The sequence below is a fragment of the Streptomyces sp. NPDC051211 genome (assembly GCF_040689505.1).
Taxonomy (GTDB): Bacteria; Actinomycetota; Actinomycetes; order Streptomycetales; family Streptomycetaceae; genus Streptomyces.
Window position 1 is genome coordinate 19,551 of record NZ_JBFBAV010000035.1, and the last position, 23,741, is coordinate 43,291.

Below are 23,741 nucleotides of genomic sequence, written 5' to 3' on the forward strand. Positions count from 1 at the left end.
GTACGTTCCGCTCCTCACGTGTGGATGATCCACACGCTATCCCGTGGTGGGCCGGCCGGCGGCCGGGTTTTCGAACGGGCCGGCCGGACGCCGGCGGAACCCCTCGCGGAGTAGGCGCCGGTGCCGGTGCGCGGCAGCTCCGCGGGTGATGTGACATCCGCCACGGTTCTCGGTTCCTGTCACCTACTCGAGGGTGACGACGGTCGGGCGGCCGAGGTCGGGGGTGTCGCGGACGGAGAGGACCGGACCTGGGTGCTCCAGTTCCAGCACCACGATCTCGTTGTCGCCGGGCCGCCAGAGCGGGGCGGGGGCGTAGAGGGTGCGCTGGGGGCCGCGCGCGCTGTCGTGGTGGCCGAGCAGGAAGCCGTTGAGCCAGACCAGGCCGGCGGTCCAGCCGGTGAGGTCGAGGAAGCCGTCGGCGGGCGCGGGGACGGGGAGGGTGAAGCGGTGGAAGGCCGGGCCTCCGGGGGTCGCCGGTCCTGCGGGTGCCGGAGCCGTATCGGCCCAGGCGAGGGCGGTGAGGTCGGTGAGCGGCAGCAGCCGGATCTCCCACTCGAACAGCAGCTGGTGGCCGTGGCGGACGCCGCGCCAGATGCCCTTGCGGTCGTCGAGCAGCGGTCCGTAGTTGACCCGGCCCTGCGCACGGACCAGGACGTCGAGCACGACGCCCGCCTCGCCGACCGCCAGGTCCAGGCCCTCGTCGGGTGCGTTGCGGTCGAGGACGCCGAGCGGGGCCCCGTCGGCGAAGACGTACGCCCGGTCGCCGAGGCCGTCGATCCGCAGCGGCATGGCGGGGCGCGGCCCGGTGACGGTGGTGCGGTAGTGGATCATGCCGAAGTCCTGGCCGAGCTTCTCCATCGGCTCGGGAGCGGGGCGGAGCAGCGGCCCGCCGGGGCTGAGCCCTTCGAGGCCGGCGAGCAGGCCGGCCGTACCGGCGGGGAGGGCCTGCCGGGGGGCGAGGCGGGGCCGGGGGGCCGGCAGCGGGCCGTCGGGCAGGTCGAGGTACTTGCCGATGACCTCGCGGAAGGCGTGGAACTTCGGGGTGAGTTCGCCGGCCTCGCCGATCGGGGCGTCGTAGTCGTAGCTGGTGACGGTCGGCTGGTAGCCGGGGGCGCCGGGGCGGGATCCGGTGTGGTTGGCGCCCGCCCAGAAGCCGAAGTTGGTGCCGCCGTGGGCCATGTAGAGGTTCACGGAGGCGCCGGTGGCGAGGAGTTCGTCCAGTGAGCCGGCCGCGTCCTCGACGGCGCGGACGTGGTGGTCCTCGCCCCAGTGGTCGAACCAGCCGATCCAGTACTCCATGGCGGCGAGCGGACCGGTCCGCTGGTAGCGGCGGAGGGCGTCGAGGCGTTCCAGGGGGCGGGCGCCGAAGGTGGCGGTGGCGAGCCGGCCGGGGACCGTGCCGCCCTGGAGCATGGCGTCCTCGGGGCCGTCGGCGGTGAAGAGCAGGCAGGTCACGCCGCGTTCGAGCAGCGCCCGTTCGACGTGGGTGCGGTAGCGGGCGTCATTGCCGTAGGAGCCGTACTCGTTCTCGATCTGTACGGCCACCACCGGGCCGCCGTTGTCCGCGAGCAGCGGCAGCAGTTCGGGGACGACCTGGTCGAACCAGCCGGACACCTCGGCCTCGAAGCGCGGGTCGGAGCAGCGCAGGCGCAGCCCGTCCTCGGCGAGCAGGCGGGCGGGCAGGCCGCCGAAGTCCCATTCGGCGCAGATGTAGGGGCCCGGGCGGACGATGGCGTCGAGGCCCAGGCCCTGTGCGGTGCGCAGGAACCGGCCGAGGTCGCGCCAGCCGGTGAAATCGGCCTTGCCGGGGGCGGTTTCGTGGAAGTTCCACGGGACGTACGTGTCCACGGTGTTGGCGCCCATGGCGCGCAGCCGGGCGAGGCGGTCCTCCCACAGCTCGGGGTGGACCCGGAAGTAGTGCAGGGCCCCGGAGAGGATGCGGTGGGGCCGGCCTGCGCGGCGGAATCCGTCCTGGTCGTGCGTGAGCATGCGCGGGCTCCCGTCGGATGCCGAGTGGGCTCGGCTGCTGGGGGCGGTGCCGGACGACGGCGAATATATGAACGGCCCGGCCGCACCGTCAATGACCACAATGAACAGTTGAGCAGAATCGATCAAATCGATCGTTTCGATTCACTATGATGAGCTCGCGACCGCACACCACCCGAGGGGGACGTCTTGAGACCACACGTGGACCAGCGCCAGGCACAGGTGCTCGCTCTCGTACGCGCCCGCGGAAGCGCGCGGGTCAGCGATGTCGCGGCCGAGCTCGGCGTCTCCCCCGTCACCCTGCGCCGGGACATCGAGGCGATGGCGGCCCGGGGCGAGATCCGGCGGATGCACGGGGTGATCAGCCGGGTGGAGGGGCCGGGGGCGACGCCGGGCACGGCCATCGGCGCGGCCACCGGCACGACGGGGGCGCCGGGCACGGCGCCGGGCACGGGCACGGCGCCGGTTGCAGGTGCGGGTGCGGCGGCGGTCGCGGCGGCCGGCCGGGCCGGGGCGGCGCCCGCCCGGGACGCCGAGGGGCTGGTGGTCGGCATGGTGGTTCCGACCACCGAGTACTACTACGCCGATGTGGTGCGCGGGTCCCGGGAGGCGGTCGAAGCGCGCGGCGCGCGCCTGACCGTGGGGCTGACCGGATACCTGGCGGGCGAGGACCGGACCCAGGCGGACCGGCTGCTGTCGACCGGCGCGGACGGCCTGCTGCTGACCCCGAACTGGGAGGCCGGGTCGCCGGAGCCGGGCGAGGGCGCCTGGACCGCCGAGCTGGGGGTGCCGACGGTGCTGGTGGAGCGGTGGGCGCCGCCGGGGCACCCGGCGGCCGACCTGGACCGGGTGAGCTCCGACCACGCCCACGGGGCGGCTCGCGCGGTGCGGCATCTGGCCGGGCTGGGACACCGCAGGGTCGCGCTGGCCAGCCGGCAGACGCCCACCACGGCACGGCTGCGGACCGGCTACGAGGCAGCGGTGGCCGCACTCGGGCTGGAGCCCGCTCCGCCGTGGCCGCCGACCGGCCCGGAGCCCGTGACGGCGGCCGACCGGTTCTCCCTGACCCTCGACTACCTGTGCGCGGCGGTCGCCACGGGCGGGGTGACCGCCGCGCTGATCCACAGCGACACCGACGCGATCATGCTGATCCCGCAGCTGCAGGCGCGCGGCGTCCGGGTGCCGGAGGACCTGGCCGTGGTCGCGTACGACGACGAGGTGGCGGGGCTGGCCGACGTGCCGCTGTCGGCGGTCGCCCCGGCCAAGCGGGAGGTGGGCGCCCAGGCGGCGGACCTGCTGCTGGACCGGCTCACCCGCGGCAGCGGCCGGGACCGGGCCCCGGGACGCCATCTGGAACTGCTCCCCCGGCTGACCATTCGCTCATAAGAGGAGTTCCGGGCGGATTCGGATAGGCGGGTGATCACTGGAAATGATTGTTTCGATCGATTCGCGCATTCGCTCTTGACGGTGTGCGTGTTCGACCAAAAGATGGGCGGCGTTCACCCGCGTACGCCGCCGCCCGGGCGGTCGTCCACAGGAGGCACCCATGCCGCTGTCGCGTCACTTCCGCCTGCCCCGACTCGCTCTGACCGCTTCGGCCGCCTCGCTGGCCCTGCTCGCCACCGCCTGCGGCGGCGGGCAGGACCCGGCGGATTCCGGCTCCGGCTCCGCCGGCTCGGCGGACCGGCCGGTCACCCTCACCTACTGGTCCTCGACCGCGGGAGCGCAGCAGACCGCCGACGCCTTCAACCGGACGCACAAGAACATCCAGGTGAAGTTCTCGGCGGTCCCGGGCGGGCCGGACGGCGCGGCCAAGCTCTCCAACGCCATCAAGGGCGGCAACGCGCCGGACGTGGCGACGATGGACTACTCCGCGCTCCCCGAGTTCGCCAGCAGCGGCCAGCTGGAGGATCTGAGCCCGACCTCGGGCAAGCTGGTCTCGGAGAAGTTCCCCGCAGCGGTGCAGTCGCTGGTGAACCTCGGCGGCAAGACCTGGGCCGTGCCCTTCGACGTCACTCCGCTCGAACTCTTCTACCGCAAGGACATCTTCGAGAAGCACCGGGTGGCCGTGCCGAAGACCTGGGCGGAGTACCGGCAGGCCGCGGAGAGGATCAACAAGGCCGATCCATCGGTGCGGATCACCAACTTCGGGGGCGGTGACCCCGCTCTGCTGGCCGGACTCGCCTGGCAGGCGGGAGCCAAGTGGTACGGCACCGAGGGGAACGCCTGGAAGGTCTCGATCGACGACCCGGCCTCCCGGAAGGTCGCCGAGTACTGGAACGGGCTGCTGGCCTCGGGGCTTGCCTCCAAGACCCCGCTGTGGGGCGAAGGCGAGGCGAAGGAACGTTCCACCGGCAAGGTGGCCACCGTCATCGGGGCCGCCTGGACGGCGGGCACCTTCCTCACCGCCTACCCCGACCTGAAGGGCAAGTGGGGCATCGCGCCGCTGCCCACCTGGGACGGCAAGCCCGCCACCGGCATGTACGGCGGCACCTCCTACATCGTGCCCAAGGGCAGCAGGCAGAGCCGCGCCGCGGCCGAGTTCATCGCCTGGGTGACCACCGAGCCGGAGGCGGTGAAGGCCCGGCTCAGCTCGCTGAAGGCACCGAGCAGTGCCCTGCCCGCCAACCCCGGCATGCGTGCGGCCGCCGCAAAGCTCTTCGACCCCGCGTACTTCGCCGGGCAGGACCCGTACGCCCTCGCCGACGAGGCCGCGGCCACCATCCTGCCCGGATGGACCTGGGGTCCGGCGCAGCTCCAGGTCACCGCGGCGCAGGGTGCGGCCGGGGCGGACCTGGTCAAGGCCCTGACCGAGGGCCAAGTCGCCGCCGAGAAGGCCGTCAGGGACCGCGGCCTCGGGCTGGCGGGCTGATGCAGCGCCCCGCCACACCTCCGCCGGCCCCACAGGCCCCGGCCACGGGGTCGGCCCGGGCGACAGACCGAAAGGCAGAGCGGAAGCCGGACCGGAGGGCAGGCCGGACGGACCGGAATGCGGACCGGAAAGCCGGCTGGAAAGCGGACCGGAAAGCGGACGGAAAGGCAGGTCGGCAGGCAGCCGGTGGCACCGCCGGGGGCCTGCGCCCAGGCCGCGGCGCCATCGCGCTCTTCATGGCGCCCTTCTTCCTCCTCTTCGCCCTCGTGACCATCGCCCCGGTGTGCTACGCCGCCTGGCTGAGCCTCTTCCGCGAGGAGCAGTCCGGTCTCGGTTTCGGCGGCAGCGAGCGGGTGTTCAGCGGCCTCGGCAACTACGCCGAGGCGCTGGCCGACCCCCTCTTCCTCGCGTCCTTCCGCCACATCGCCGTCTACTGCCTGCTCTACATCCCGGTCATGGTCGGCGGCGCCCTGCTGCTGGCCCTGCTGCTCGACTCCGCGCTCGCGCGGGCCAAGCGGTTCTTCCAGATCGCCTTCTACTTGCCGCACGCCGTCCCCGGCCTGATCGCGGCGGTCATCTGGCTCTACCTCTACACACCCGGCCTGAGTCCGGTGCACGAACTGCTCGGGTCGGCCGGACTCGAGTGGGACTTCTTCGGCCGCGACGAGGCCCTGTTCTCGGTGGTCAACGTCTCCGCCTGGCAGTGGACCGGATACAACATGATCATCTTCTTTGCCGGTCTCCAGGCCATCCCGCGGGAGACCCTGGAGGCGGCCACCATGGACGGGGCCGGCCCGCTGCGGACCGCGTTCCAGGTGAAGGTGCCGAGCATCCGGCCGACCGTCATCCTCACGGTCCTGTTCACCTGCGTCGGCGCCATCCAGCTCTTCGACGCCCCGGAGTTGCTGCAGTTGAGGGCCACCGAGATGGGTGAGTCCTGGTCTCCGACCATGTACATCTTCAGCGCCGCGTTCAAGGCCCACGACTACGGGCTGGCGGCGGCGAGCGCCCTGCTGCTCGCGCTGGTCGCGGGCGCGGCCTCGTACGTCGTCACCCGGCTCGGCAACCGCTGGAGGGCCTCATGATCCTCACCCCCGGCCGGCGGATGCTGTCCAGGACCGCCGTCAACGCGGCGCTGCTGCTGGTCGCCGGCTACACCCTGCTGCCCCTGGTGTGGCTGGTCCTCGCCGCCACCAAGAACCGGCGGGACCTGTTCGCCACCGACCCCTACTCCCTCGGCGAGTTCAGCCTCTTCGCCAACCTCGGCGATCTCTTCGCCTACAACGACGGGATCTTCGGACGCTGGCTGGCCAACAGCCTGTTCTACACGCTCACCGGGTCCCTCCTCTCCGCGCTGATCAGCACGGCCTGCGGATACGCTTTCCACGCCTACGCGTTCCGGCACAAGGAGTCGCTGTTCGGCGTGGTGCTGGCCGGAATCCTGGTGCCCGCGACCGTGCTCCAGCTGCCGCTCTACCTGATGGCCTCGGCGGCCGGCGCGGTCAACACCTACTGGGCGTATCTGGTTCCGGCCCTGGTGAACCCCTTCGGGGTCTATCTGGCCCGGGTGTTCGCGGAAGGGTACGTGCCGGACGAGGTGGTGGCCGCCGCCCGGGTGGACGGGGCGGGTGAGCTGCGGATCTTCACCCGCGTGTCGTTCCCCATGCTGTGGCCGGGGTTCGTGACCATCTTCCTGTTCACCTTCACCGCCATCTGGAACAACTTCTACGGCGCCCTGCTCATGCTGAACGACGAGCGGCTCTACCCGGTCAGTCTCGGCCTGTTCATGTGGAACCGGAGCGTCTACCAACAGCCGGAGCTTTACCCGCTGGTGATCGCGGGTTCGCTGGTCTCCGTGGTCCCGCTCGTGCTGGCCTTCCTGGGCCTCCAGCGGTTCTGGCGCTCGGGACTCACCGCAGGAGCCGTGAAATGACCGACCGTCACCGCCGGCCGAGGACCGTGCTCGCCATGAGCGCCGACACCCGGGCGGCCCTGCTCCCCGGTCGGGCGCTGCCAGCGCTGCTGCGGGTCGCCGATGTGGACCCGGAACTGCTGTTCACCGACTTCGCACCGGCCGATCCGGTGTTCCGGAACCGGCTGCGCGAGGCCGAGGTGCTCTTCACCGGCTGGGGCTGCCCGCCGGTGGACGCGGCCGCCCTGGAGCGGATGCCGGCCCTGCGGGCGGTGGTGCACGCGGCGGGCAGCGTCAAGAACCATGTGACCGGAGCCTGCTGGGAGCGCGGACTGCTGGTGTCCAGCGCGGCCGCCGCCAACGCGCTGCCCGTCGCCGAGTACACCCTGGCCGCGATCCTCTTCGCCAACAAGCGGGTGCTGGAGTCGGCGCACGCCTACCGGACCGCCCGCGGCCGGGTGGACCTGCTGGGCGGGTATCCGGCCGTCGGCAACTACCGGCGGACGGTCGGGCTGGTCGGGGCCTCCCGGATCGGGCGGCGGGTACTGGAGCTGCTGCACCCCTTCGACCTTCGGGTGCTCGTCCACGATCCGTACGCCGATCCGGACGAGCTGGCCGCGCTCGGCGCCGAGGCCTGCGGGCTGGAGGAACTGCTGCGCCGCAGCGACGTGCTGAGCCTGCACGCCCCGGCGCTCCCCGAGACCCGGCATCTGCTGGACGCGGCCCGGCTGGCGCTGATGCCGGACGGAGCCACGCTGATCAACACCGCGCGGGGTTCGCTGGTCGACACCGAGGCCCTGGTCCGGGAGTTGGTGCCGGGGCGGCTGCATGCCGTACTGGACCACACCGAGCCGGAGGTGCTGCCTGCCTCCTCGCCGCTGTTCGGCCTGCCGAACGTCCTGCTCACCCCGCACGTCGCTGGTTCGCTGGGCGGCGAGCTGGACCGGCTGGCGGCGACCGCGGTGGCGGAACTGGAGCGGTACGGGCAGGGGCTGGCCTTCCGGTACCCGGTGGACCCGGGGCGGCTCACCCACTCCGCCTGAACCTGCTCGGTTTGAACCTGCTCTGCTCGAACCTGCTCCGCCTGCACCTGCTCCGCCTAACGGGGCTACACGGTCGGTCCTGCCCGCCCGGCCAGTGCCGCCAGGTGTTCCCGGCCCCGGGTGAGCTGGCCGGGCAGCTCGGCGGCGTCGGGATACCAGCGCTTCTCGTACTCCCAGCAGAGCCAGCCGTCCGGCGGTACGGCGGCCACGGCCTCCGCGAGCGGCAGCACCCCGGCACCCAGCGCGAGCGGGGTCAGCTCCGTCGCCGAGGCCACGTCCTTGACCTGGACGTACCCCAGGTGCCCGGCCAGGGCCTGCCGGGAGTCCTCCGGGGACTCCCCGCCCAGCCACGGGTGGAGTACGTCCCACAGCGCGCCGGCCGCCGGATGGCCGACCCGGTCCAGCACCCGAGCGGTGGCGGCGCCGGTGCGGTGCGAGTCGTGGGTCTCCAGCAGGATCCGCACGCCGTGGCGTTCGGCGAAGGGAGCGGCGGCCGAGAGCCGCCGCACCGCGTGGGCGTCGGCCTCCCGCTCCGCGAGGTGGCCGCCGCCGGGGAAGACCCGGACGAAGGCGGCGCCGAGGTCGGCGGCGAGGACGACCAGGGAGAGCAGTTCGGCGAGGACCGGGTCGTCCTCCCCCGCCGCGGCGACCTTGGCGTAGCCCGCGACGGTGAGGATGGTGATCCCGGCCGCGGCGAAGGTCCGGACGGCCGCGGCGCGGTCGGCCGCCGGGGTGCCGGGGTGGAGCGGCTCCTCGGCGTGGGCGCGCAGTTCCACACCGTCGAATCCGTGCTCGGCGGCGAGGGAGGCGGTCTCCGCGACGGTCCGCCCCGGGATGCCGAGCGTGGAGAAGGCGTACTTCATGGTCGCTTCCTCGCGGGTGGGCGCGCGGTGGAACCGCGCACCATCAATTCGGTGGGCAGGGTGGTGATACCGCCGGGCGGGGGCTGCCTGCGGCCGGTGACCAGCTGGGCGGCGAGCACCCCGGCCGCGCGCAGCGGGACCCGGACGGTGGTGAGGGGCGGGGCGGTGTCCACGCAGAACGGCAGGTCGTCGAAGCCGGCCACGGAGACGTCCTCCGGGATGCGTATGTCCTGCTCGCGCAGGGCGGCGGCGACGCCGAGGGCGATGGTGTCGTTGGCCGCGACCACGGCGGTGAACGGCTCGGCTCGGCGGAGCAGTTCACGGGTGGCGTCGTAGCCGGCGGACCGCTCGAAGCCCGCGTGCACGGTGAGGGCGGCGCAGGCGTCCGCGAGGGCGGGGTCGTGCCGGTGCAGGGCGGCGCGGTGGCCTGCCAGCCGCGCCCGGGTGGTGCTGAGGCCGGGAGGTCCGGCGATGTAGGCGATGCGGCGGTGGCCGAGGGCGAGGAGGTGTTCGGCGAGTCGGAAGGCGCCCGCGTGGTCGTCGAACATGACGGTGGCGACGGGCAGTCCGTCCGGCACGGGCAGCGGGGGGCGGCCGCAGAGCACGACGGAGGTGCCGGCGCCGGCCAGTCGGGAGACCCGGGCGGTGAGTGCCTCGGTGTGGTCGGGTTCTTCGACGGCGCCGCCGGTGAGGACGATGCCGCCGGCCCGCTGGCCCTCCATGAGGGTGAGGTAGGCGAGTTCGGCCGCGGGGGCGCCTTCGGTGTTGCAGACCACGGCGAGGCGGCCGCCGCCGGGCCGGCCGGCCGGGCCGAGCTCGTTCTGCAGGGATCCCGCGAGGATGCCGAAGAAGCTGTCGGCCACGTCGTGGACCAGGACGCCGACCAGGTCGGAGGTGGCGGCGGCGAGCGCCCTGGCGGGCCCGTTGGCGATGTAGCCGAGCTCCTCGACGGCCCGCTCCACCCGGGTACGGGTGCCGCCCGCTACCGGGTAGCCGCCGTTGAGCACCCGGGACACGGTCGCGGGCGAGACGCCTGCGTGCGCCGCGACCTCGGCAAGAGTCACCGCCATGTTCCACCCCTCCTCGGCTTCCGCGCCATCGTCTCATTCACGTCGTCTCTCTCCATACTGCCCGATCGAGAAAGCGCTTTCTATCACCCGTTCGTGTCTTGTATCGGAGCGGTTGGCGGACCTAGCCTGGATCGCAGTGAAAGCGCTTTCTATCAAGTGTCAGCCAGTACTGCCACAGGAGGGGGCCATCGTGGAACGCAGGACGATCAGGATCGCCATGAACGGCGTGACCGGGCGGATGGGGTACCGCCAGCATCTGGTCCGGTCCGTGCTCGCGCTGCGGGAGCAGGGCGGGCTGGATCTCGGGGACGGCCGGGTGCTGTGGCCGGAGCCGGTGCTGGTGGGCCGCCGGGAGCCGGCCCTCCGCGCCCTCGCCGAACGGCACGGCCTGGAGCACGTCGGCACCGACCTGGCGGAGGTGCTCGCCGACCCCGAGGTCGAGATCTACTTCGACGCGCAGGTCACCGGAGCCCGGGAGGCCGCGGTCCGGCAGGCGCTCGCTGCCGGCAAGCACGTGTACTGCGAGAAGCCGACCGCCCTGTCCTTCGAGGCGGCGCTGGAGCTGGCCCGGCTGGCCGAGGCCGCCGGGGTCAGACACGGGGTGGTCCAGGACAAGCTGTTCCTGCCGGGCCTGCTGAAGCTGAAACGACTGGTCGACGGCGGCTTCTTCGGCCGGATCCTGTCGGTGCGCGGGGAGTTCGGCTACTGGGTGTTCGAAGGGGACTGGCAGCCGGCCCAGCGCCCGTCCTGGAACTACCGGGCCCAGGACGGCGGCGGGATCGTCGCCGACATGTTCCCGCACTGGGAGTACCTGCTGCACGAGCTGTTCGGCCCGGTCCGGTCGGTGCAGGCCGTCACCCGGACCCACATCGGCCGGCGCTGGGACGAGGAGGGCAAGCCCTACGAGGCGACCGCCGACGACGCCGCATACGCCCTGTTCGAACTGGCGGGCGGTGCCGTGGCGCAGATCAACTCCTCCTGGGCGGTGCGGGTGCACCGTGACGAGCTGGTGGAGTTCCAGGTCGACGGGACGGAGGGCTCGGCGGTCGCGGGGCTCCGCGGCTGCCGGATCCAGCACCGGGCGGGTACGCCCAAACCGGTGTGGAATCCGGACCTCGAGCAGGCGGAGGCGTTCCGGTCCCAGTGGCAGGAGGTCCCGGACAACACGGAGTGGGAGAACGGCTTCAAGACCCAGTGGGAGCTGTTCCTGCGGCATGTGGTGCTGGGCGATCCGTGGCGGTGGGATCTGCTGGCCGGGGCGCGCGGGGTGCAACTGGCCGGGCTGGGGCTGCGTTCCGCGGCGGAGGGCCGCCGGCTGGCGGTCCCGGAGGTGGTCCTGTGAGCATCCGGCTCCCGGGGGCCGACGGCGGGTACCGGGTGCACCGGCCCGGCACCGAGCCGTTGCCCCCGCTGAACTGCCCGCCGGCCCGCAGCCGCCGGTTCCATGCGGCCGCCCATGTGGTCGCCGACCCCCTGTCCGCCGCGGCGGAGGCCGGGCCCGCCGTGGACTGGGAGGCCACGCTCGCGTTCCGCCACCGGCTGTGGGCGCAGGGTCTGGGTGTGGCCGAGGCGATGGACACCGCGCAGCGCGGGATGGGCCTGGACTGGCCGGCCGCGGCGGAGCTGATCCGGCGTTCGGCGGCCGAGGCCGCGGCGGTGGGCGGCCGCATCCTGTGCGGTGTGGGCACGGACCAGCTCCCGCCCGGCGGCCCGCACTCCCTGGCGGCGATCACGGCGGCGTACGAGGAGCAGCTCGCGCATGTGGAGGACTGCGGGGCGGGGGCGGTGCTGATGGCCTCGCGGGCGCTGGCCTCGGCGGCGCGGGGCCCGGAGGACTATCTGGAGGTGTACGGCGGGCTGTTGCGGCAGTCCGCGCAGCCGGTGGTGCTGCACTGGCTGGGCCCGATGTTCGACCCGGGGCTGGCCGGCTACTGGGGCCGGGAGGATCTCGACGAGGCCGCCGAGGTCCTGCTGAAGATCATCGCCGAGTGTCCGGACAAGGTCGACGGCATCAAGGTGTCCCTGCTGGACGCCGGCCGCGAGGTGGCCCTGCGGCGGCGGCTGCCCGAGGGGGTGCGCTGCTACACGGGGGACGACTACCACTATCCGGAGCTGATCGAGGGGGACGGGGAGCTGACGGGGGACGCCCTGCTGGGGATCTTCGATCCGATCGCCCCGCTGGCCGCGCGGGCCGCGCTCGCCCTGGACCGGGGCGACCGCGTCGGCTTCCGGGGTCTGCTGGATCCGACGGTGCCCTTGTCCCGGCATCTGTTCGCTCCGCCGACGCGCTACTACAAGACGGGAGTGGTGCTGCTGGCCTGGCTGGCGGGACATCAGGCGCACTTCACCATGGTCGGCGGGTTCCAGTCGGCCCGTTCCCTCCCCCACCTGGCCACCGCGTACGAACAGGCGGATCTGCTGGGCCTGTTCCCCGACCCGCTACTGGCCGAGCACCGGATGCGGCAGCTCCTCGCGGTACACGGAGTGGGGTCGTGAGCCGGGCGCCGGAGCGGCTGAGCCTCAATCAGGAGACCGTCCGGCAGTGGTCGCTGCCCGAGCTGGTGGCCGGCTGTGCGGCGGCCGGGGTGGGGGCGGTCGGGCTGTGGCGGGACCCGGTGCGCCGGTTCGGGGTGCGGGAGACCGCCGCGCTGGTCTCCGGGGCCGGGCTGCGGGTCAGCTCGCTGTGCCGGGGCGGATTCTTCACCGCGGCGGATCCGTCGGGCCGGGCTGCCGCGCTGGCCGACAACCGGCGGGCGGTGGAGGAGGCCGCGGAACTCGGCGCCGGTGTGCTGGTGCTGGTCTCGGGCGGGCTGCCGGAGGGGGACCGGGACCTGGTGGGGGCGCGGGAGCGGATCGCGGACGTCCTGGGCGAGCTCGCGCCGTGGGCCGCCGTGCACGGGGTCCGGCTGGGCATCGAGCCGCTGCACCCGATGTTCGCCGCCGACCGGTGCGTGGTGTCCACCCTCGGCCAGGCCCTGGACATCGCCGAGCGGTTCCCCGCCGAGCAGGTGGGCGTGGTGGCCGATTCCTACCACCTGTGGTGGGACGAGCGGCTGGCCGGGGAGCTGCGCCGGGCCGGAGCCGGCGGGCGGATCGTGTCCGTCCAGGTCGCCGACTGGGTCACCCCGCTGCCGGAGGGGGTGCTGCTGGGGCGTGGCCGGCTGGGTGAGGGGTGCATCGATCTGCGGGGCTTCCGGGAGCTGGCGGATGGCGCGGGATACCGGGGGCCGGTCGAGGTGGAGATCTTCCATCCGGGGTTGTGGGCCAGGGACGGGGGTGAGGTGCTGCGGGAGGTGATCGACGGCTACCGAAAGCACGTGGCATGACGGCACGGGACTGACCGGCAGGCACGGGACTGACAGGCAGAAAGGAGAACTCCGATGGCATCAGTGTGGAGCCGGCGCGCGTTCCTCTCCGCGGCGGGCGGCGGCGCGTTCCTGCTCGGAGGGCCCACGGGGCCGGCGACCGCCGCACCGGTGGACGTCCATGACAGCATGCGCGCGACCTGGGTGGCCCTCACCCTGGGCGGGCACCATCCGGCGGACGCCGAGCCGTTCCGTTCCCGGCTGGCGGAGCTCGGCACGGTGGCGGGCGACTGGTGCGGGGCCATGGCCCCGGTGCCCGGATCGCTCTGGCCGGATCTGGACTTCGCGGATCCGGAGCCGGACCTGGACACCGAGTCGTTCGCGTACTCCGACCGCATGATGCGCAGCTACCAGCGGCTGCGGACCATGGCCGAGGCCTGGGTCCGTCCCGGGACCGGGCTGACCGGCGACGGCGGGCTGCGGGCGGCCCTGCTGACCGGGCTCGACCATCTGCACACCGAGGTCTACCACGCCGGACAGGTCCGCTTCGGCAACTGGTACTGCTGGCAGATCGGTGCCCCGCAGGCCCTGCTGGACATCTGCGCCCTGATCCGTCCCGAGCTGACGGGCACGCAGATCGGCGACTGGTGCGCGGCCGTCGACCATTTCGTGCCGGAGTCGGCCGTCGCCTCGTACGCGGGGACCAGCACCGGGGCGAACCGGGTCGATCTGTGCCGGGTGCTGGCCCTGCGCGGGGTACTCGGGCGGAACGACGCCCGGATCGCCCTGGCCCGGGACGCCCTCTCGCCGGTCTTTCCGTACGTCTCCTCCGGGGACGGGCTGTACCGGGACGGCTCGTTCATCCAGCACACGTGGGTGCCGTACACCGGAACGTACGGGTCGGTGCTGCTCGGCGGGCTGGGCATGCTGTTCGGGATGCTGAAGGGCACTCCCTGGGAGGTGCGGGATCCGGCGGCGCAGATCGTGTTCGACGCGGTCGAGGGGGCCTGGGCGCCGTTCCTGTTCAACGGGCTGATGATGGACGGGGTGTCCGGCCGGGCCGTCAGCCGGGGGCTGCAGGCCGCCGATGTGCTCCAGGTGCAGCAGGACGACCACACCCGCGGCCATGCGGTGCTCGCCGGGATCCTGCTGCTGGGCGAGGCCGCGAGCGCCGGCGAGCGGGCCCGCTGGCGCGGGCTGGTGAAGGGGTGGACGGCCCGCGACTACTACAGCCGGCCCCAGGACGACCGGACCCTGGGGGTGTCCGCGCTGGCCCAGCTGACCGCGGTGACAGCGGATCCCGCGGTGACGGCACTGCCCGAGCCGATGGGCCACCGGCTGTTCGCGGCCATGGACCGGGCCACCCATCGCAGACCCGGGTGGGCGGCCTCGCTGAGCATGGCCTCGCGGCGGATCGCCCACTACGAGACGGGCAACGGGGAGAACCTGCGCGGCTGGCACACCGGCAGCGGAATGCTGTTCTGGTGGGGCGGCTCCTACGGCAACGGCCAGTACTCGGACGCGTTCTGGCCCACCGTGGACCCGTACCGGCTGCCGGGGACCACCGTCTCCCGCACACCGCTCGCCGACGCCGCCGGCGGCCCCTGGGGAGCGTCCCGGCCGGCCGCCGACTGGGTGGGCGGCAGCAGTGACGGGGAGTTCGCCTCGGCCGGCCAGCACCTCAGGGGCCTGTCGAGCACGCTCACCGCGCGCAAGTCCTGGTTCTTCCTGGCCGACACCATCGTCTGCCTGGGCGCGGGCATCGCCTGCACGGACGGGACGAAGGTCGAATCGGTGGTCGACAACCGCAATCTGGGGGCGGCCGGCAGCCACGCGCTGACCGTCGGCGGCACGGTGCAGCCCGCCACCCTGGGATGGACGGCCTCCTTCCCCGGCCCGGGCTGGGCCCACCTGGCGGGCTTCGGCGGCTATGTCCTGTCGGGCGGCGGCGCGTTCCGGGCCCTGCGGGAGGCGCGTACCGGCAGATGGCAGGACATCAACACCGGTGGCAGTGCCACCGCCCTGACCCGCCGCTACCTCACCCTCTGGTACGACCACGGCACCGACCCGACCGCCGGCGGGTACGCCTACCAGATGCTTCCCGGGGCCACGGCGGCCCAGACCGCAGCCCGGGCCGCCGCGCCGGACTGGCTGCGGTTCCTCGCCAACTCCCCCGTCGTCCAAGCCGTCTCCGTGCCCTCCCTCGGCTTCACCGGGGCCAACTTCTGGGGCCCCGGCCGCGCCGGCCCGGTGGAGGCGGACGGCCCGTGCTCGGTGACCGTGCGGGAACGGCCGGACGGAACGGCGGCGGTCTGCATATCGGATCCGACCCGCACCCGGTCGGCACTGACGGTCACCTGGCACCGCCCGGTCACGGCAGTCCTGTCCCGCCCCGCCACCGTCGTCTCAGCCACCCCGGGCGCCGCGCTGCGGCTGGAGTTCGGGAGCCTGAATGGGGCGGCGGGGGCGAGTCAGGTGGTGACCGTACGCCTGGCCTGACGCGGGTCCCTACGCGGTGGTGAAGGTGCGGCCCGGGGTGGCGTGGGCGATCGGGCCGGGGAAGCGGGTGGCGGCCCGCGCCACCGCCTGCTCGGGGGTGAGGGTGTGCCCGACGTGGGTGACGATGAGCCGGCCGGCGCCGGCGGCTGCGGCGGTGGCGCCGGCCTGCTCGGGGGTGTGGTGGCCGTCGGGCGTGCCGTCGGCCTCGCAGAGCAGGAGGTCGCAGCCGGCCGCGAGGCCGGTGAGGGCCGGGCAGGGGGCGCAGTCGCCGGAGTAGACGAGCGAGGCACCGTCGGCCTCTGCGCGGAGGGCGAAGGCCGGCAGACCGTGTTCGACCGCCCGGCTGGTGAGGCTGAGCCGGCCGACCCGGGCGGTGTGGCCGTCGTACAGCTCGTGTACGGCGAAGGCGGACTCCACGGGGCTGCGGGTCGGGCCGTTGGTGAGGAAGGCGGCGAGCCGGTCGGCGATGCCGGGCGGGCCGAACAGCGGGATGGGGGTGGTGAGTTGGATGTCGGCGTAGCACAGCGCGTAGTAGGCGGTGAGGAGGTCGGCGCAGTGGTCGGCATGGAGGTGGGAGATCCAAATGCCGTCGAGGGCGTCGATGCGGGCGTGCCGCTGCAGGGCGGCAAGGGTGCCGGTGCCGGCGTCCACCCAGAGCCGGGTGCCGGCGTGCACGAGGAGGTAGCCGGAGCAGGGGTTGTCCGGGGCGGGGTACGGGGTGGCGCTGCCCAGCACGGTGAGGTGGAGGGGGTCGGGCCCGGCCATCGGCGGCTCCGTTCGGTCGGCGGACGGGGACCGGGCCATGAGATCACGCCCGATCCGGCTTCCTGGCGGACGTCCCCCGTAGTCAGTCGGTGGCCGCGGCCTCGGTTGTCCGGGTGGCGAGCCAGTCGACGACGTCCGTGGCGCCTTGGGCGCGGGCGATGGCGAGGGGGGTGAGTCCGTCGTGGCCGACCCGGTGCGGGTCCGCTCCGTGGTGCAGGAGGAGCCGGGCGGTCGGGAGTTGGCCGCCGTGGCAGGCGCCCCAGAAGGCGTGGGTGATGTCCTCGGAGGTCGGCGGTTCGGGGGCGGCGAGGAATGCCTCGACCCGGTCCGTCAGGCCGAGGGTGGCCGCGTCCTGGAGGTCGGCGCGGGCGCCGTGTTCCAGCAGGCGGCGGGCGGCCCGCCACTGGCCGAAGCCTCGGGCGTCGGCGAGCGGGGTGCCGCCGCCGATGACGCCGCCCGGGGCCTCGATGTCGGCGCCCGCGGCGATCAGCGCGTCGAGGGCCGGGACGTCGTCGTTGCCGGCGGCCCAGTGCAACGGGGTCTCCCGGTGCCGGCCGATGAAGCGGGCGTCCGGATCGGCCCCGGCCGCGACCAGGGTCGCGATGACGGCGGCCGTGTTCGGGCAGTGCCCGGGCCAGTCCGTGGCGATGTGCAGCAGGCTCCGCTCGCCGGCGGCCTCGCCGCACCGGACGATCCTGGTGCCGGCCAGCCCGGGGCGGTCGGCCAGGAGTCCGGCGAGGGCCGGGAGGTCGCCTTGCCGGATGGCCGCGGTGACGGCGACGGCGAGCGGGTCGGCCGAGTCGAGAGGGTCCATGGCCGCCAGTATGGCGCGCCACCCCCTCTTGACCGCTCTGGTCCAGACCAATAGTTTCCGGCATGCACGACGCACGACGCACGACGCATACGACCCGCATCCTCAGCAAAGGAAGCCCATGCGCCGCAGCATGCTCGGCAGGCTGGCCGTCGCCGCCTGTTCCCTCTCCCTCCTGGCCGCGTTCGCACCCGCCGCAAGCGCCGAAACCGGTACCGGCGGCGACTCCGGCGACCGCCACCACGGCCGTTCCCACAAGCGGGTCGGCTACTTCACCCAATGGGGCGTCTACGGCCGCGACTTCCAGGTCCAGGACCTCGACACCAGTGGTACCGCGGCCAAGCTCACCCACATCAACTACGCCTTCGGCAACGTGAGCGCGGACGGCAAGTGCTTCACCGGGAACGTGCCCGGCGAGGCCGACGCCTGGGCCGACTACGTCCGCCCGCTGGACGCCGCCGACTCCGTCGACGGGGTCGCCGACGACTGGGAGCAGCCGGTCGCCGGCAACTTCAACCAGCTGCGGGAACTCAAGGCCAAGCACCCGCACCTCAAGGTGCTGATCTCGCTGGGCGGATGGAGCTGGTCCACCCACTTCTCCGACGCCTCGCTCACCCCCGCCTCCCGCAAGGCGTTCGTCCAGTCCTGCATCGACCTCTATATCAAGGGGAACCTGCCGCAGGACGGCAGCCGCGGCGGCGCGGGCGCCGCGGCCGGCATCTTCGACGGCATCGACCTCGACTGGGAGTGGCCCGGCTCCGAGGGCGACAGCGACACGAAGTTCCGGCCGGAGGACAAGCGGAACTTCACCGAGCTGGTCCGCGAGTTCCGCGCCCAGCTGGACGCGTACGGGCGCACCCAGCAGCGGAAGTACGAGCTGACGGCCTTCGTGCCGACCGCCCCGGCGAAGATCGACGCGGGCTTCGAGGTCCGCAGGATCATGCGGGACCTCGACTTCGTCACCCTGCAGGGGTACGACTTCCACGTGTCGGGCGAGCGGACCACCGCCCAGCAATCCGCGCTGTACGCGCGCGGCGACTTCAGCGTGGACGGCACCGTGGACGCCTGGCTGCGGCGCGGCGCACCCGCGCACAAGCTGGTGATGGGCATGCCGTTCTACGGGCAGGGCTGGACCGGCGTGAGCGGCGGCGGGGACGGCATGGGGCAGCCCGCGACGGGCCCGGCCCCGGCGACCTGGTCGGCCGGGTACGAGGACTACAAGGCGCTGAAGAAGCTGGCGGACAGCGGCGCGTACCAGGTGTTCCGGGACCGGCGCGGCGGGCACGCCTGGCTGTTCGACGGCAACACGCTCTGGACGTACGACGATCCGCAGGTGCTGCGCACGAAGACCGCGTACATCCGTGAACACGGCCTGGGCGGGGCCATGTTCTGGTCGCTCGACGCGGACACGGCGGACGGCGAGCTGATGACGGCGGTCGACCGGGGCCTGCGCGGCCGCTGACCGGGCGGCAACCCCGGACCGGCACCCGGCACCCCGGACCGGCAACCCGGCATCCCGGACCGGCAACCCGGGCCCCAGACCGGCGCCGCCGGGCCGCGGAAGACACTCCGGCCCGTCGGCGCCCCCCTCCACGTACCCTCCCGGCATGAGGAATTCCACGGTACGGGCGGTGAACCGGCTCACCGCCCGCTGGGCGGACGCGGCGGCCGGCGGCAACACGGGTACGGCCGGCACGGTCCTGACGGCGGCCGGGGTCTGGCCGCTGCTGGCCCTGCTGGCGGACGGCGCGGCCGGCCCCGCCCGGTCCGAACTGACGGAGGCGCTGGGCATACCCGCCGAGGAAGCCGCCGCCGCGGCCCGGGAATTCCTGGGCGCGCTGGCGGCCGTACCGGGGCTGGAGTCGGCGACCGGCCTGTGGGCGCGCTCGGACCTGCCGCTGGAGGAGCGCTGGACGGCGGGCCTCCCCGAGGGGACCCGCGGCCTGTTCACCGGCGATGCGGACACCGACCGCGCAAGCCTCGACGGCTGGGCGGCGGAGCGGACGGGCGGGCTGATCGACCGCATGCCGGTGGTGTTGGACGAGGACACCCTGCTGGTGCTCGCCTCGGCACTGGCCCTGCGGCTGAAGTGGGCCGAGCCGTTCCGGGAGTTCCGCAGGACCACGTCCCAAGGCCCTTGGGCGGGGCGCCGGCTGCGCGGCCTGACCCTCTCCACGCGCCAGGTCGACCGGGTACGCGTGGTGTCCGGGCCGGGCGGTCCGGTCACCGTGCTCGACGTACCCGGCACCGCCGGGGTGGACGTCCAGCTCCTCCTCGGCGAGCCGGCCGCCCGTCCCGGTGAGGTGGTCGGCGCAGGCATCGCCGCCGCCTCCGGACCCGTACCCTGCACGACCGGCGGTGCCCTCCCCGAGGGGCCGGCCGGGCCCGGCCTGACCGTCCGCATCGTGGAGTCCCTCACTCCGGAGCCGCTGCTCGGCATCGCGACGGTCGCGTTCTCCCTCCGCTCGGAACACGACCTCCTCGACCATGCCCCGCTGTTCGGTCTGATGACCGCCACGGACACGGCCGACGGGCACTTCCCGGGGATCAGTGCGAAGGCCCTTGCGGTCGGGTCGGCCCGCCAGTCCGCGCTGGCCCGGTTCCACGCGGCCGGTTTCGAGGCGGCCGCCGTCACGGCCGTCGCCCAGCAGCCCGGTGCCGGCCGGCGGCCGGCCCCGAGCCACCGGGCCCGGCGGATCGCGTTCTCCGTCGACCGCCCCTTCGGCTTCCTCGCCGTCCACCGCACCTCGAAGCTCGTCCTGGCGGCCGGCTGGGTCACCGATCCGCTCCCCTGTCAGTAGGGCGAGGAGGAAGAGGAAGAAGAGGAAGAAGAGGAGTGAGCGGCAGCGAGGGCTGCCGTGGCGGTGAAGGAGGGCACGTGTCCGGTGCCGCCGCGGCCCGACACCGAAAGGGAGGCGGCCGCCAGGCCGTGGCGGACGGCGTCGGCGAGGGTGTCGCCGAGCGCCAGCCGGGCGGTGGTGGTGCCGGTGAAGCAGTCCCCGGCTCCGGTGGCGTCGACCGGGTGCGGGTTGACCGGTACGGGCAGGTGGGCGGAGCCGGTGCCGTCGTGCAGGAGCAGCCGGTCGGGGCCGGCGGTGACCGCGACCGTACGGGCCCCCAGTTCGCGGCAGCGGGCAGCGGCCGTGGCCGGGTCGTCGGTCCCGACCAGGGCGAGGGCATCGGCCGGACAGGAAATCTTGAGCAGCCCGGTCCACGGGGTGAGGCGGGCGAGGAGTTCGCGGGCCTCGGCCCTGCCGGTGAGCCGGGAGCGGAAGTTGGGGTCGTACGAAAGGTGCCCGCCGGCGCGGTGCACGGCTTCGGCGGCGGCCAGCACGGCCTCGCGGCTGCTCGCTGAGAGGGCGCCGGTGATCCCGCTGGTGATCAGGGCGGGAGTGCCGGTGAGCAGGTCGCGCCAGGAGTCGATGTGGGTGACGGAGAGGGTGGAGCCGGCGCTGCCGGTGCGCCAGTAGACGAACTCGCGGTCGCCCTCGGTGTCTGCGGAGAGCAGGTAGGCGCCGTTGGGGCGGGGTGCGCGGCGTACGTGGGTGACGTCGATGCCGAGTACGGCCGCCCGGCGCAGCAGCGGGACGGTCAGTTCGTCCTCGCCGACGACGGCCAGCAGGGCGGTGCGGGCTCCGGCCGCCGCGGCGGCCGCCGCGGCGTTGAGTGCGTCGCCGGAGTAGGAGATCCGGGCGGCGGTGCCGTCGGCGGCCTCGCGGAGGGCGCTGTCGGTGTGGATCTCAACCAGGACCTCGCCGAGGACGAGGACGTCGTACCCGGAACAGGAACCGGCATCGCCACCGCCACCGCCGGCAGGCGCGGGGACGGGCGCCGGGGCGGGGGCGGTCACCGGGAGTCCGCCTGTTCGCAGTCCGCGTCGCACGGCACCGCGAGGTCGGCGAATACGGCGGCCAGTGCGGCGGGGTCGGCCGGCAGGCCGCTGCCGATGCCGACCGCGGCGGCGCCCGCGTCGAGCCAGTCGCGGACCTCGGCGAGCCGGATCCCGCCGGTCGGGATGATCAGCGCATCCGGCAGGACCGCGGCCAGCGAGCGGATGAACTGCGGGCCGCCCACGTGTGCCGGAAAGACCTTGGCGGAGCCGCCGGCCCGCACGGCCGAGGCGATCTCGCCGGGGGTGAAGCCGCCCTCGATGAAGACCGCCTCGCGGCGCCGGGCGACCGCGCGGACCTCGGGCGCCGGGTAGGGGGAGATGAGGAATCCGGCTCCGGCGTCCAGCGCGGCTTCGGCCTGGGCGGCGGTGGTGACGGTGCCGACGCCGATGAGGGCGGGGCGGCCGTGGGCATCGGCGAGCGGGGCGGTGCGGGCGACTGCCCCCGCCCAGCCGGGTGTGGAGGTGGTCAGCTCCACGGCCCGGCAGCCGGAGGCGAGCAGGCCGGCGGTCTGCCGGACGGCCAGGTCCGCGTCGGTGCTGCGCAGGACGGGCAGCAGCCGCTGGGCGGCGATCACCGCGAACGGATGCGGATCGCGGTGCGGATCACGGGACGAGGACGACGACGAGGACACGGACAAGGACCCTCCCCTGGTGCTTCCTTGGCGTTCGTCGTGCCATGGACCGCGCATTGGTACGGACCTTACCCCTGCCACGCTGTGCCCACCCCACCCCCTTTTCAATCCGATCATCTGATAACTGTTATCTGCGCTCCACACGACGGTCTCCCAGGCATTGGGCATCATCGACCGGCGGCACGGACAGGGATCTTCACATGAGTTCACACCACGACACGGCAGCACTCGCGGCGCTCGTCACGGCCGCCCGCGAGGGCGACCCGCGGGCCCAGGACGACCTGGTCAGCAGCCATCTCCCGCTCGTCTACAACATCGTCGGGCGGGCGCTGGGCGGTTCCTACGACGTCGACGACGTCGTCCAGGACACCATGCTGCGGGCGCTGGACGGGCTCGGCGGGCTGCGCGCCCCGGAGAGCTTCCGGTCCTGGCTGGTGGCCATCGCCATGAACCGGGTACGGGCGCACTGGCAGGACCGGCAGACCGGCCCGGCCGGTCTGGAGGCGGCCGAGGAACTCGCCGACCCGGGCGCCGACTTCGTCGACCTCACCGTGGCCCGGCTTCAGCTGGCCGGGCAGCGGCAGGAGACCGCCCGGGCGACCCGCTGGCTGGAGCCGGACGACCGCGGGCTGCTGTCGCTGTGGTGGCTGGAGTGCGCCGGTGAGCTGACCCGGGCCGAGGTGGCGGCGGCGCTGGAGCTGACGCCGCAGCACACGGCCGTCCGGGTGCAGCGGATGAAGGCGCAGCTGGAGGCGGCCCGGGTGGTCGTGCGGGCGCTCGACGCGGTCCCGCCGTGCGAGGCCCTGCGGCCCGTGCTGGCGGGCTGGGACGGGCGGCCCTCGGCGCTGTGGCGCAAGCGGATAGCTCGGCACGCCCGCGACTGCGTGCGCTGCGCGGGCCTGTGGAACGGCCTGGTGCCGGCGGAGGGCCTGTTGGCGGGCCTGGCGCTGGTGCCGGTGTCGCTGGCCCTGATGTCGGGCGTACGGTCGGCCGTCACCGGGTTCGCGCCGGCCGGCGCCGTGGCCGCCCCGGACGCGGCCGGGTACGCCGCCCCCGACCCGGCCGGGTACGCCGGCCCGGACACGGTCGCGTACGCCGCCCCGGACACGGCCGCGTACACCGGCCCGGATGCCCCCGGGTACACCGGTGCCGACGCGGCCGGGCACGCCGCGGCGGGCAGCCCGGCCGGCGGCCTCGGTCCGGGCGAGCCGCGGCGCCACCGCGCCGGCGACGGCCGGGACGGCGCCCGCGGTGCCGCCCGGAAGCGGCGGCAGAACCGGCGCCGCGCCGTGGGTGCGGCGGTGGTCGCGGTGTGTGTGGCCGGCGGCGGCATGTGGTACCTGGGCACCGGCTCCGGGGAGGGCGAGGCCGAGGCCGCGCCGCGGACCCCCGCCTCCCCGCTGGCCGCGCTGTCCGCACCCGAGGCATCCGCCGCGACGGGCTCGCCGTCCGCCTCCGCCTCCACCTCCCCCTCGGCTTCCGCATCGCCCTCCCCCTCGGCCGGCGCCTCCACCTCGGCACCCTCCCCCAGTGCGAGCGCGTCCAAGAGCTCCGCCCCGTCGAAGGCCCCCAACAAGAGCTCCGCCGCGCCCAGCACGCGCGCCTCCACACCACGCCCCGCGAGCCCCGCCCCGCAGGGCGCGGCGGCACAGGTCGTGGCGCTGGTCAACAAGGAGCGGGCGGCGGCCGGCTGCGGCCCGCTCAAGGAGGACGCCCAGCTGCGGGCCGCCGCCCAGGGCCACTCCGAGGACATGGCCGAGCGGGACTTCTTCTCCCACACCAACCCCGACGGCGCGGACCCGGGCAAGCGCACCACCGCGGCCGGCTACCGCTGGTCCACGTACGGCGAGAACATCGCCCGGGGCCAGCAGACCCCGGAGCAGGTGATGGACTCCTGGATGAACAGCTCCGGTCACCGGGCCAACATCCTCAACTGCTCCTTCAAGGACATCGGCGTGGGCATCCACAAGGGCTCCGGCGGTCCCTGGTGGACCCAGAACTTCGGCGCCCGGATGTAGCGGATGCCGTCCGGCGGCCGCCCGCCGCGGCGTCTGCGCCCTTTTGCTTCGTTCTCGGTGCAGGATGGAGACA

The 23,741-nt window shown here is 73.9% G+C and carries 19 protein-coding genes; 12 read left to right on the forward strand and 7 right to left on the reverse strand.

Going from position 1 to position 23,741, the window contains the following annotated elements:
- Positions 1 to 183 precede the first annotated feature (183 nt).
- Positions 184 to 1,989 carry a beta-galactosidase family protein gene (locus AB0447_RS27290; protein ID WP_366479448.1) on the reverse strand — a complete coding sequence of 602 codons (1,806 nt, stop codon included), beginning with the start codon at positions 1,987 to 1,989 and terminating at the stop codon, positions 184 to 186.
- Between the two features lie 186 nt (positions 1,990 to 2,175).
- Here AB0447_RS27290 and AB0447_RS27295 point away from each other — a divergent pair, with 186 nt between their 5' ends.
- From AB0447_RS27295 to AB0447_RS27315, 5 genes are all read left to right on the forward strand, one after another.
- Positions 2,176 to 3,372, forward strand: coding sequence for a substrate-binding domain-containing protein (locus AB0447_RS27295; protein WP_366479449.1), 1,197 nt, complete (start codon positions 2,176 to 2,178; stop codon positions 3,370 to 3,372).
- Positions 3,373 to 3,532: 160 nt separating this feature from the next.
- Entirely contained in the window at positions 3,533 to 4,858 is a 1,326-nt protein-coding gene (locus AB0447_RS27300) for a sugar ABC transporter substrate-binding protein (protein WP_366479450.1), read from the forward strand.
- A 236-nt stretch (positions 4,859 to 5,094) separates the two neighbouring features.
- Positions 5,095 to 5,943, forward strand: a complete 849-nt coding sequence (locus AB0447_RS27305) for a sugar ABC transporter permease (protein ID WP_366479452.1) — start codon at positions 5,095 to 5,097, stop codon at positions 5,941 to 5,943.
- Positions 5,940 to 6,791, forward strand: a complete 852-nt coding sequence (locus AB0447_RS27310; protein ID WP_366479453.1) for a carbohydrate ABC transporter permease — start codon at positions 5,940 to 5,942, stop codon at positions 6,789 to 6,791. The genes AB0447_RS27305 and AB0447_RS27310 overlap by 4 nt, the downstream gene beginning before the upstream one ends.
- Positions 6,788 to 7,813 (forward strand): hydroxyacid dehydrogenase, encoded by a 1,026-nt coding sequence (locus tag AB0447_RS27315; protein WP_366479454.1) that lies wholly within the window; start codon positions 6,788 to 6,790, stop codon positions 7,811 to 7,813. Before AB0447_RS27310 ends, AB0447_RS27315 begins: the two co-directional genes overlap by 4 nt.
- Positions 7,814 to 7,878: 65 nt before the next feature.
- Here AB0447_RS27315 and AB0447_RS27320 read toward each other — a convergent pair whose 3' ends face one another.
- Together AB0447_RS27320 and AB0447_RS27325 are read right to left on the reverse strand one after the other, a co-directional pair.
- Entirely contained in the window at positions 7,879 to 8,676 is a 798-nt protein-coding gene (locus AB0447_RS27320; protein ID WP_366479455.1) for a sugar phosphate isomerase/epimerase family protein, read from the reverse strand.
- A complete protein-coding gene (locus AB0447_RS27325) occupies positions 8,673 to 9,746 on the reverse strand; it encodes a LacI family DNA-binding transcriptional regulator (RefSeq protein ID WP_366479456.1) in 1,074 nt (357 codons plus the stop codon). Before AB0447_RS27325 ends, AB0447_RS27320 begins: the two co-directional genes overlap by 4 nt.
- A gap of 190 nt (positions 9,747 to 9,936) precedes the next feature.
- Here AB0447_RS27325 and AB0447_RS27330 point away from each other — a divergent pair, with 190 nt between their 5' ends.
- Genes AB0447_RS27330 through AB0447_RS27345 form a run of 4 tightly spaced genes read left to right on the forward strand, consistent with a single transcriptional unit; the run spans position 9,937 to position 15,550 of the window.
- A complete protein-coding gene (locus AB0447_RS27330; RefSeq protein ID WP_366479457.1) occupies positions 9,937 to 11,088 on the forward strand; it encodes a Gfo/Idh/MocA family oxidoreductase in 1,152 nt (383 codons plus the stop codon).
- Positions 11,085 to 12,242, forward strand: coding sequence for a dihydrodipicolinate synthase family protein (locus tag AB0447_RS27335; protein WP_366479458.1), 1,158 nt, complete (start codon positions 11,085 to 11,087; stop codon positions 12,240 to 12,242). The genes AB0447_RS27330 and AB0447_RS27335 overlap by 4 nt, the downstream gene beginning before the upstream one ends.
- Positions 12,239 to 13,072, forward strand: a complete 834-nt coding sequence (locus AB0447_RS27340) for a sugar phosphate isomerase/epimerase family protein (RefSeq protein WP_366479459.1) — start codon at positions 12,239 to 12,241, stop codon at positions 13,070 to 13,072. The genes AB0447_RS27335 and AB0447_RS27340 overlap by 4 nt, the downstream gene beginning before the upstream one ends.
- 54 nt (positions 13,073 to 13,126) lie before the next feature.
- Positions 13,127 to 15,550, forward strand: coding sequence for a polysaccharide lyase 8 family protein (locus tag AB0447_RS27345; RefSeq protein ID WP_366479460.1), 2,424 nt, complete (start codon positions 13,127 to 13,129; stop codon positions 15,548 to 15,550).
- 9 nt (positions 15,551 to 15,559) lie between these two features.
- Here AB0447_RS27345 and AB0447_RS27350 read toward each other — a convergent pair whose 3' ends face one another.
- Together AB0447_RS27350 and AB0447_RS27355 are read right to left on the reverse strand one after the other, a co-directional pair.
- Positions 15,560 to 16,315 (reverse strand): MBL fold metallo-hydrolase, encoded by a 756-nt coding sequence (locus tag AB0447_RS27350; RefSeq protein ID WP_366479461.1) that lies wholly within the window; start codon positions 16,313 to 16,315, stop codon positions 15,560 to 15,562.
- An 82-nt stretch (positions 16,316 to 16,397) separates the two neighbouring features.
- Complete coding sequence (locus tag AB0447_RS27355; RefSeq protein ID WP_366479462.1) at positions 16,398 to 17,129, reverse strand: ankyrin repeat domain-containing protein; 732 nt, start codon at positions 17,127 to 17,129, stop codon at positions 16,398 to 16,400.
- 118 nt (positions 17,130 to 17,247) lie between these two features.
- On the opposite strand from AB0447_RS27355, the gene AB0447_RS27360 reads away from it, so the two are divergent.
- Both AB0447_RS27360 and AB0447_RS27365 read left to right on the forward strand, forming a co-directional pair.
- Positions 17,248 to 18,588, forward strand: coding sequence for a glycoside hydrolase family 18 protein (locus AB0447_RS27360; protein ID WP_366479463.1), 1,341 nt, complete (start codon positions 17,248 to 17,250; stop codon positions 18,586 to 18,588).
- A gap of 145 nt (positions 18,589 to 18,733) precedes the next feature.
- The gene (locus tag AB0447_RS27365) at positions 18,734 to 19,927 is read left to right on the forward strand and encodes a serpin family protein (protein ID WP_366479464.1); all 1,194 of its coding nucleotides are present in this window, start codon (positions 18,734 to 18,736) and stop codon (positions 19,925 to 19,927) included.
- Here AB0447_RS27365 and AB0447_RS27370 read toward each other — a convergent pair.
- The gene (locus AB0447_RS27370) at positions 19,921 to 20,976 is read right to left on the reverse strand and encodes a PfkB family carbohydrate kinase (protein ID WP_366479465.1); all 1,056 of its coding nucleotides are present in this window, start codon (positions 20,974 to 20,976) and stop codon (positions 19,921 to 19,923) included. The two genes, AB0447_RS27365 and AB0447_RS27370, sit on opposite strands and share 7 nt — an antisense overlap.
- A complete protein-coding gene (locus AB0447_RS27375; RefSeq protein ID WP_366479467.1) occupies positions 20,973 to 21,650 on the reverse strand; it encodes a bifunctional 4-hydroxy-2-oxoglutarate aldolase/2-dehydro-3-deoxy-phosphogluconate aldolase in 678 nt (225 codons plus the stop codon). Before AB0447_RS27375 ends, AB0447_RS27370 begins: the two co-directional genes overlap by 4 nt.
- Before the next feature lie 200 nt (positions 21,651 to 21,850).
- Between AB0447_RS27375 and AB0447_RS27380 the strand changes: the two genes are divergently transcribed.
- Complete coding sequence (locus AB0447_RS27380; protein ID WP_366479469.1) at positions 21,851 to 23,668, forward strand: sigma-70 family RNA polymerase sigma factor; 1,818 nt, start codon at positions 21,851 to 21,853, stop codon at positions 23,666 to 23,668.
- The last annotated feature ends 73 nt before the right edge of the window (positions 23,669 to 23,741 follow it).

Coding starts and splice junctions, on each gene's coding strand:
- AB0447_RS27345 (WP_366479460.1), top strand. CDS start 13,127: ATGGCATCAGTGTGGAGCCGGCGCGCGTTCCTCTCCGCGGCGGGCGGC.
- AB0447_RS27350 (WP_366479461.1), bottom strand. CDS start 16,315: ATGGCCGGGCCCGACCCCCTCCACCTCACCGTGCTGGGCAGCGCCACC.
- AB0447_RS27380 (WP_366479469.1), top strand. CDS start 21,851: ATGAGTTCACACCACGACACGGCAGCACTCGCGGCGCTCGTCACGGCC.
- AB0447_RS27315 (WP_366479454.1), top strand. CDS start 6,788: ATGACCGACCGTCACCGCCGGCCGAGGACCGTGCTCGCCATGAGCGCC.
- AB0447_RS27355 (WP_366479462.1), bottom strand. CDS start 17,129: ATGGACCCTCTCGACTCGGCCGACCCGCTCGCCGTCGCCGTCACCGCG.
- AB0447_RS27310 (WP_366479453.1), top strand. CDS start 5,940: ATGATCCTCACCCCCGGCCGGCGGATGCTGTCCAGGACCGCCGTCAAC.
- AB0447_RS27290 (WP_366479448.1), bottom strand. CDS start 1,989: ATGCTCACGCACGACCAGGACGGATTCCGCCGCGCAGGCCGGCCCCAC.
- AB0447_RS27325 (WP_366479456.1), bottom strand. CDS start 9,746: ATGGCGGTGACTCTTGCCGAGGTCGCGGCGCACGCAGGCGTCTCGCCC.
- AB0447_RS27305 (WP_366479452.1), top strand. CDS start 5,095: ATGGCGCCCTTCTTCCTCCTCTTCGCCCTCGTGACCATCGCCCCGGTG.
- AB0447_RS27360 (WP_366479463.1), top strand. CDS start 17,248: ATGCGCCGCAGCATGCTCGGCAGGCTGGCCGTCGCCGCCTGTTCCCTC.
- AB0447_RS27320 (WP_366479455.1), bottom strand. CDS start 8,676: ATGAAGTACGCCTTCTCCACGCTCGGCATCCCGGGGCGGACCGTCGCG.
- AB0447_RS27300 (WP_366479450.1), top strand. CDS start 3,533: ATGCCGCTGTCGCGTCACTTCCGCCTGCCCCGACTCGCTCTGACCGCT.
- AB0447_RS27365 (WP_366479464.1), top strand. CDS start 18,734: ATGAGGAATTCCACGGTACGGGCGGTGAACCGGCTCACCGCCCGCTGG.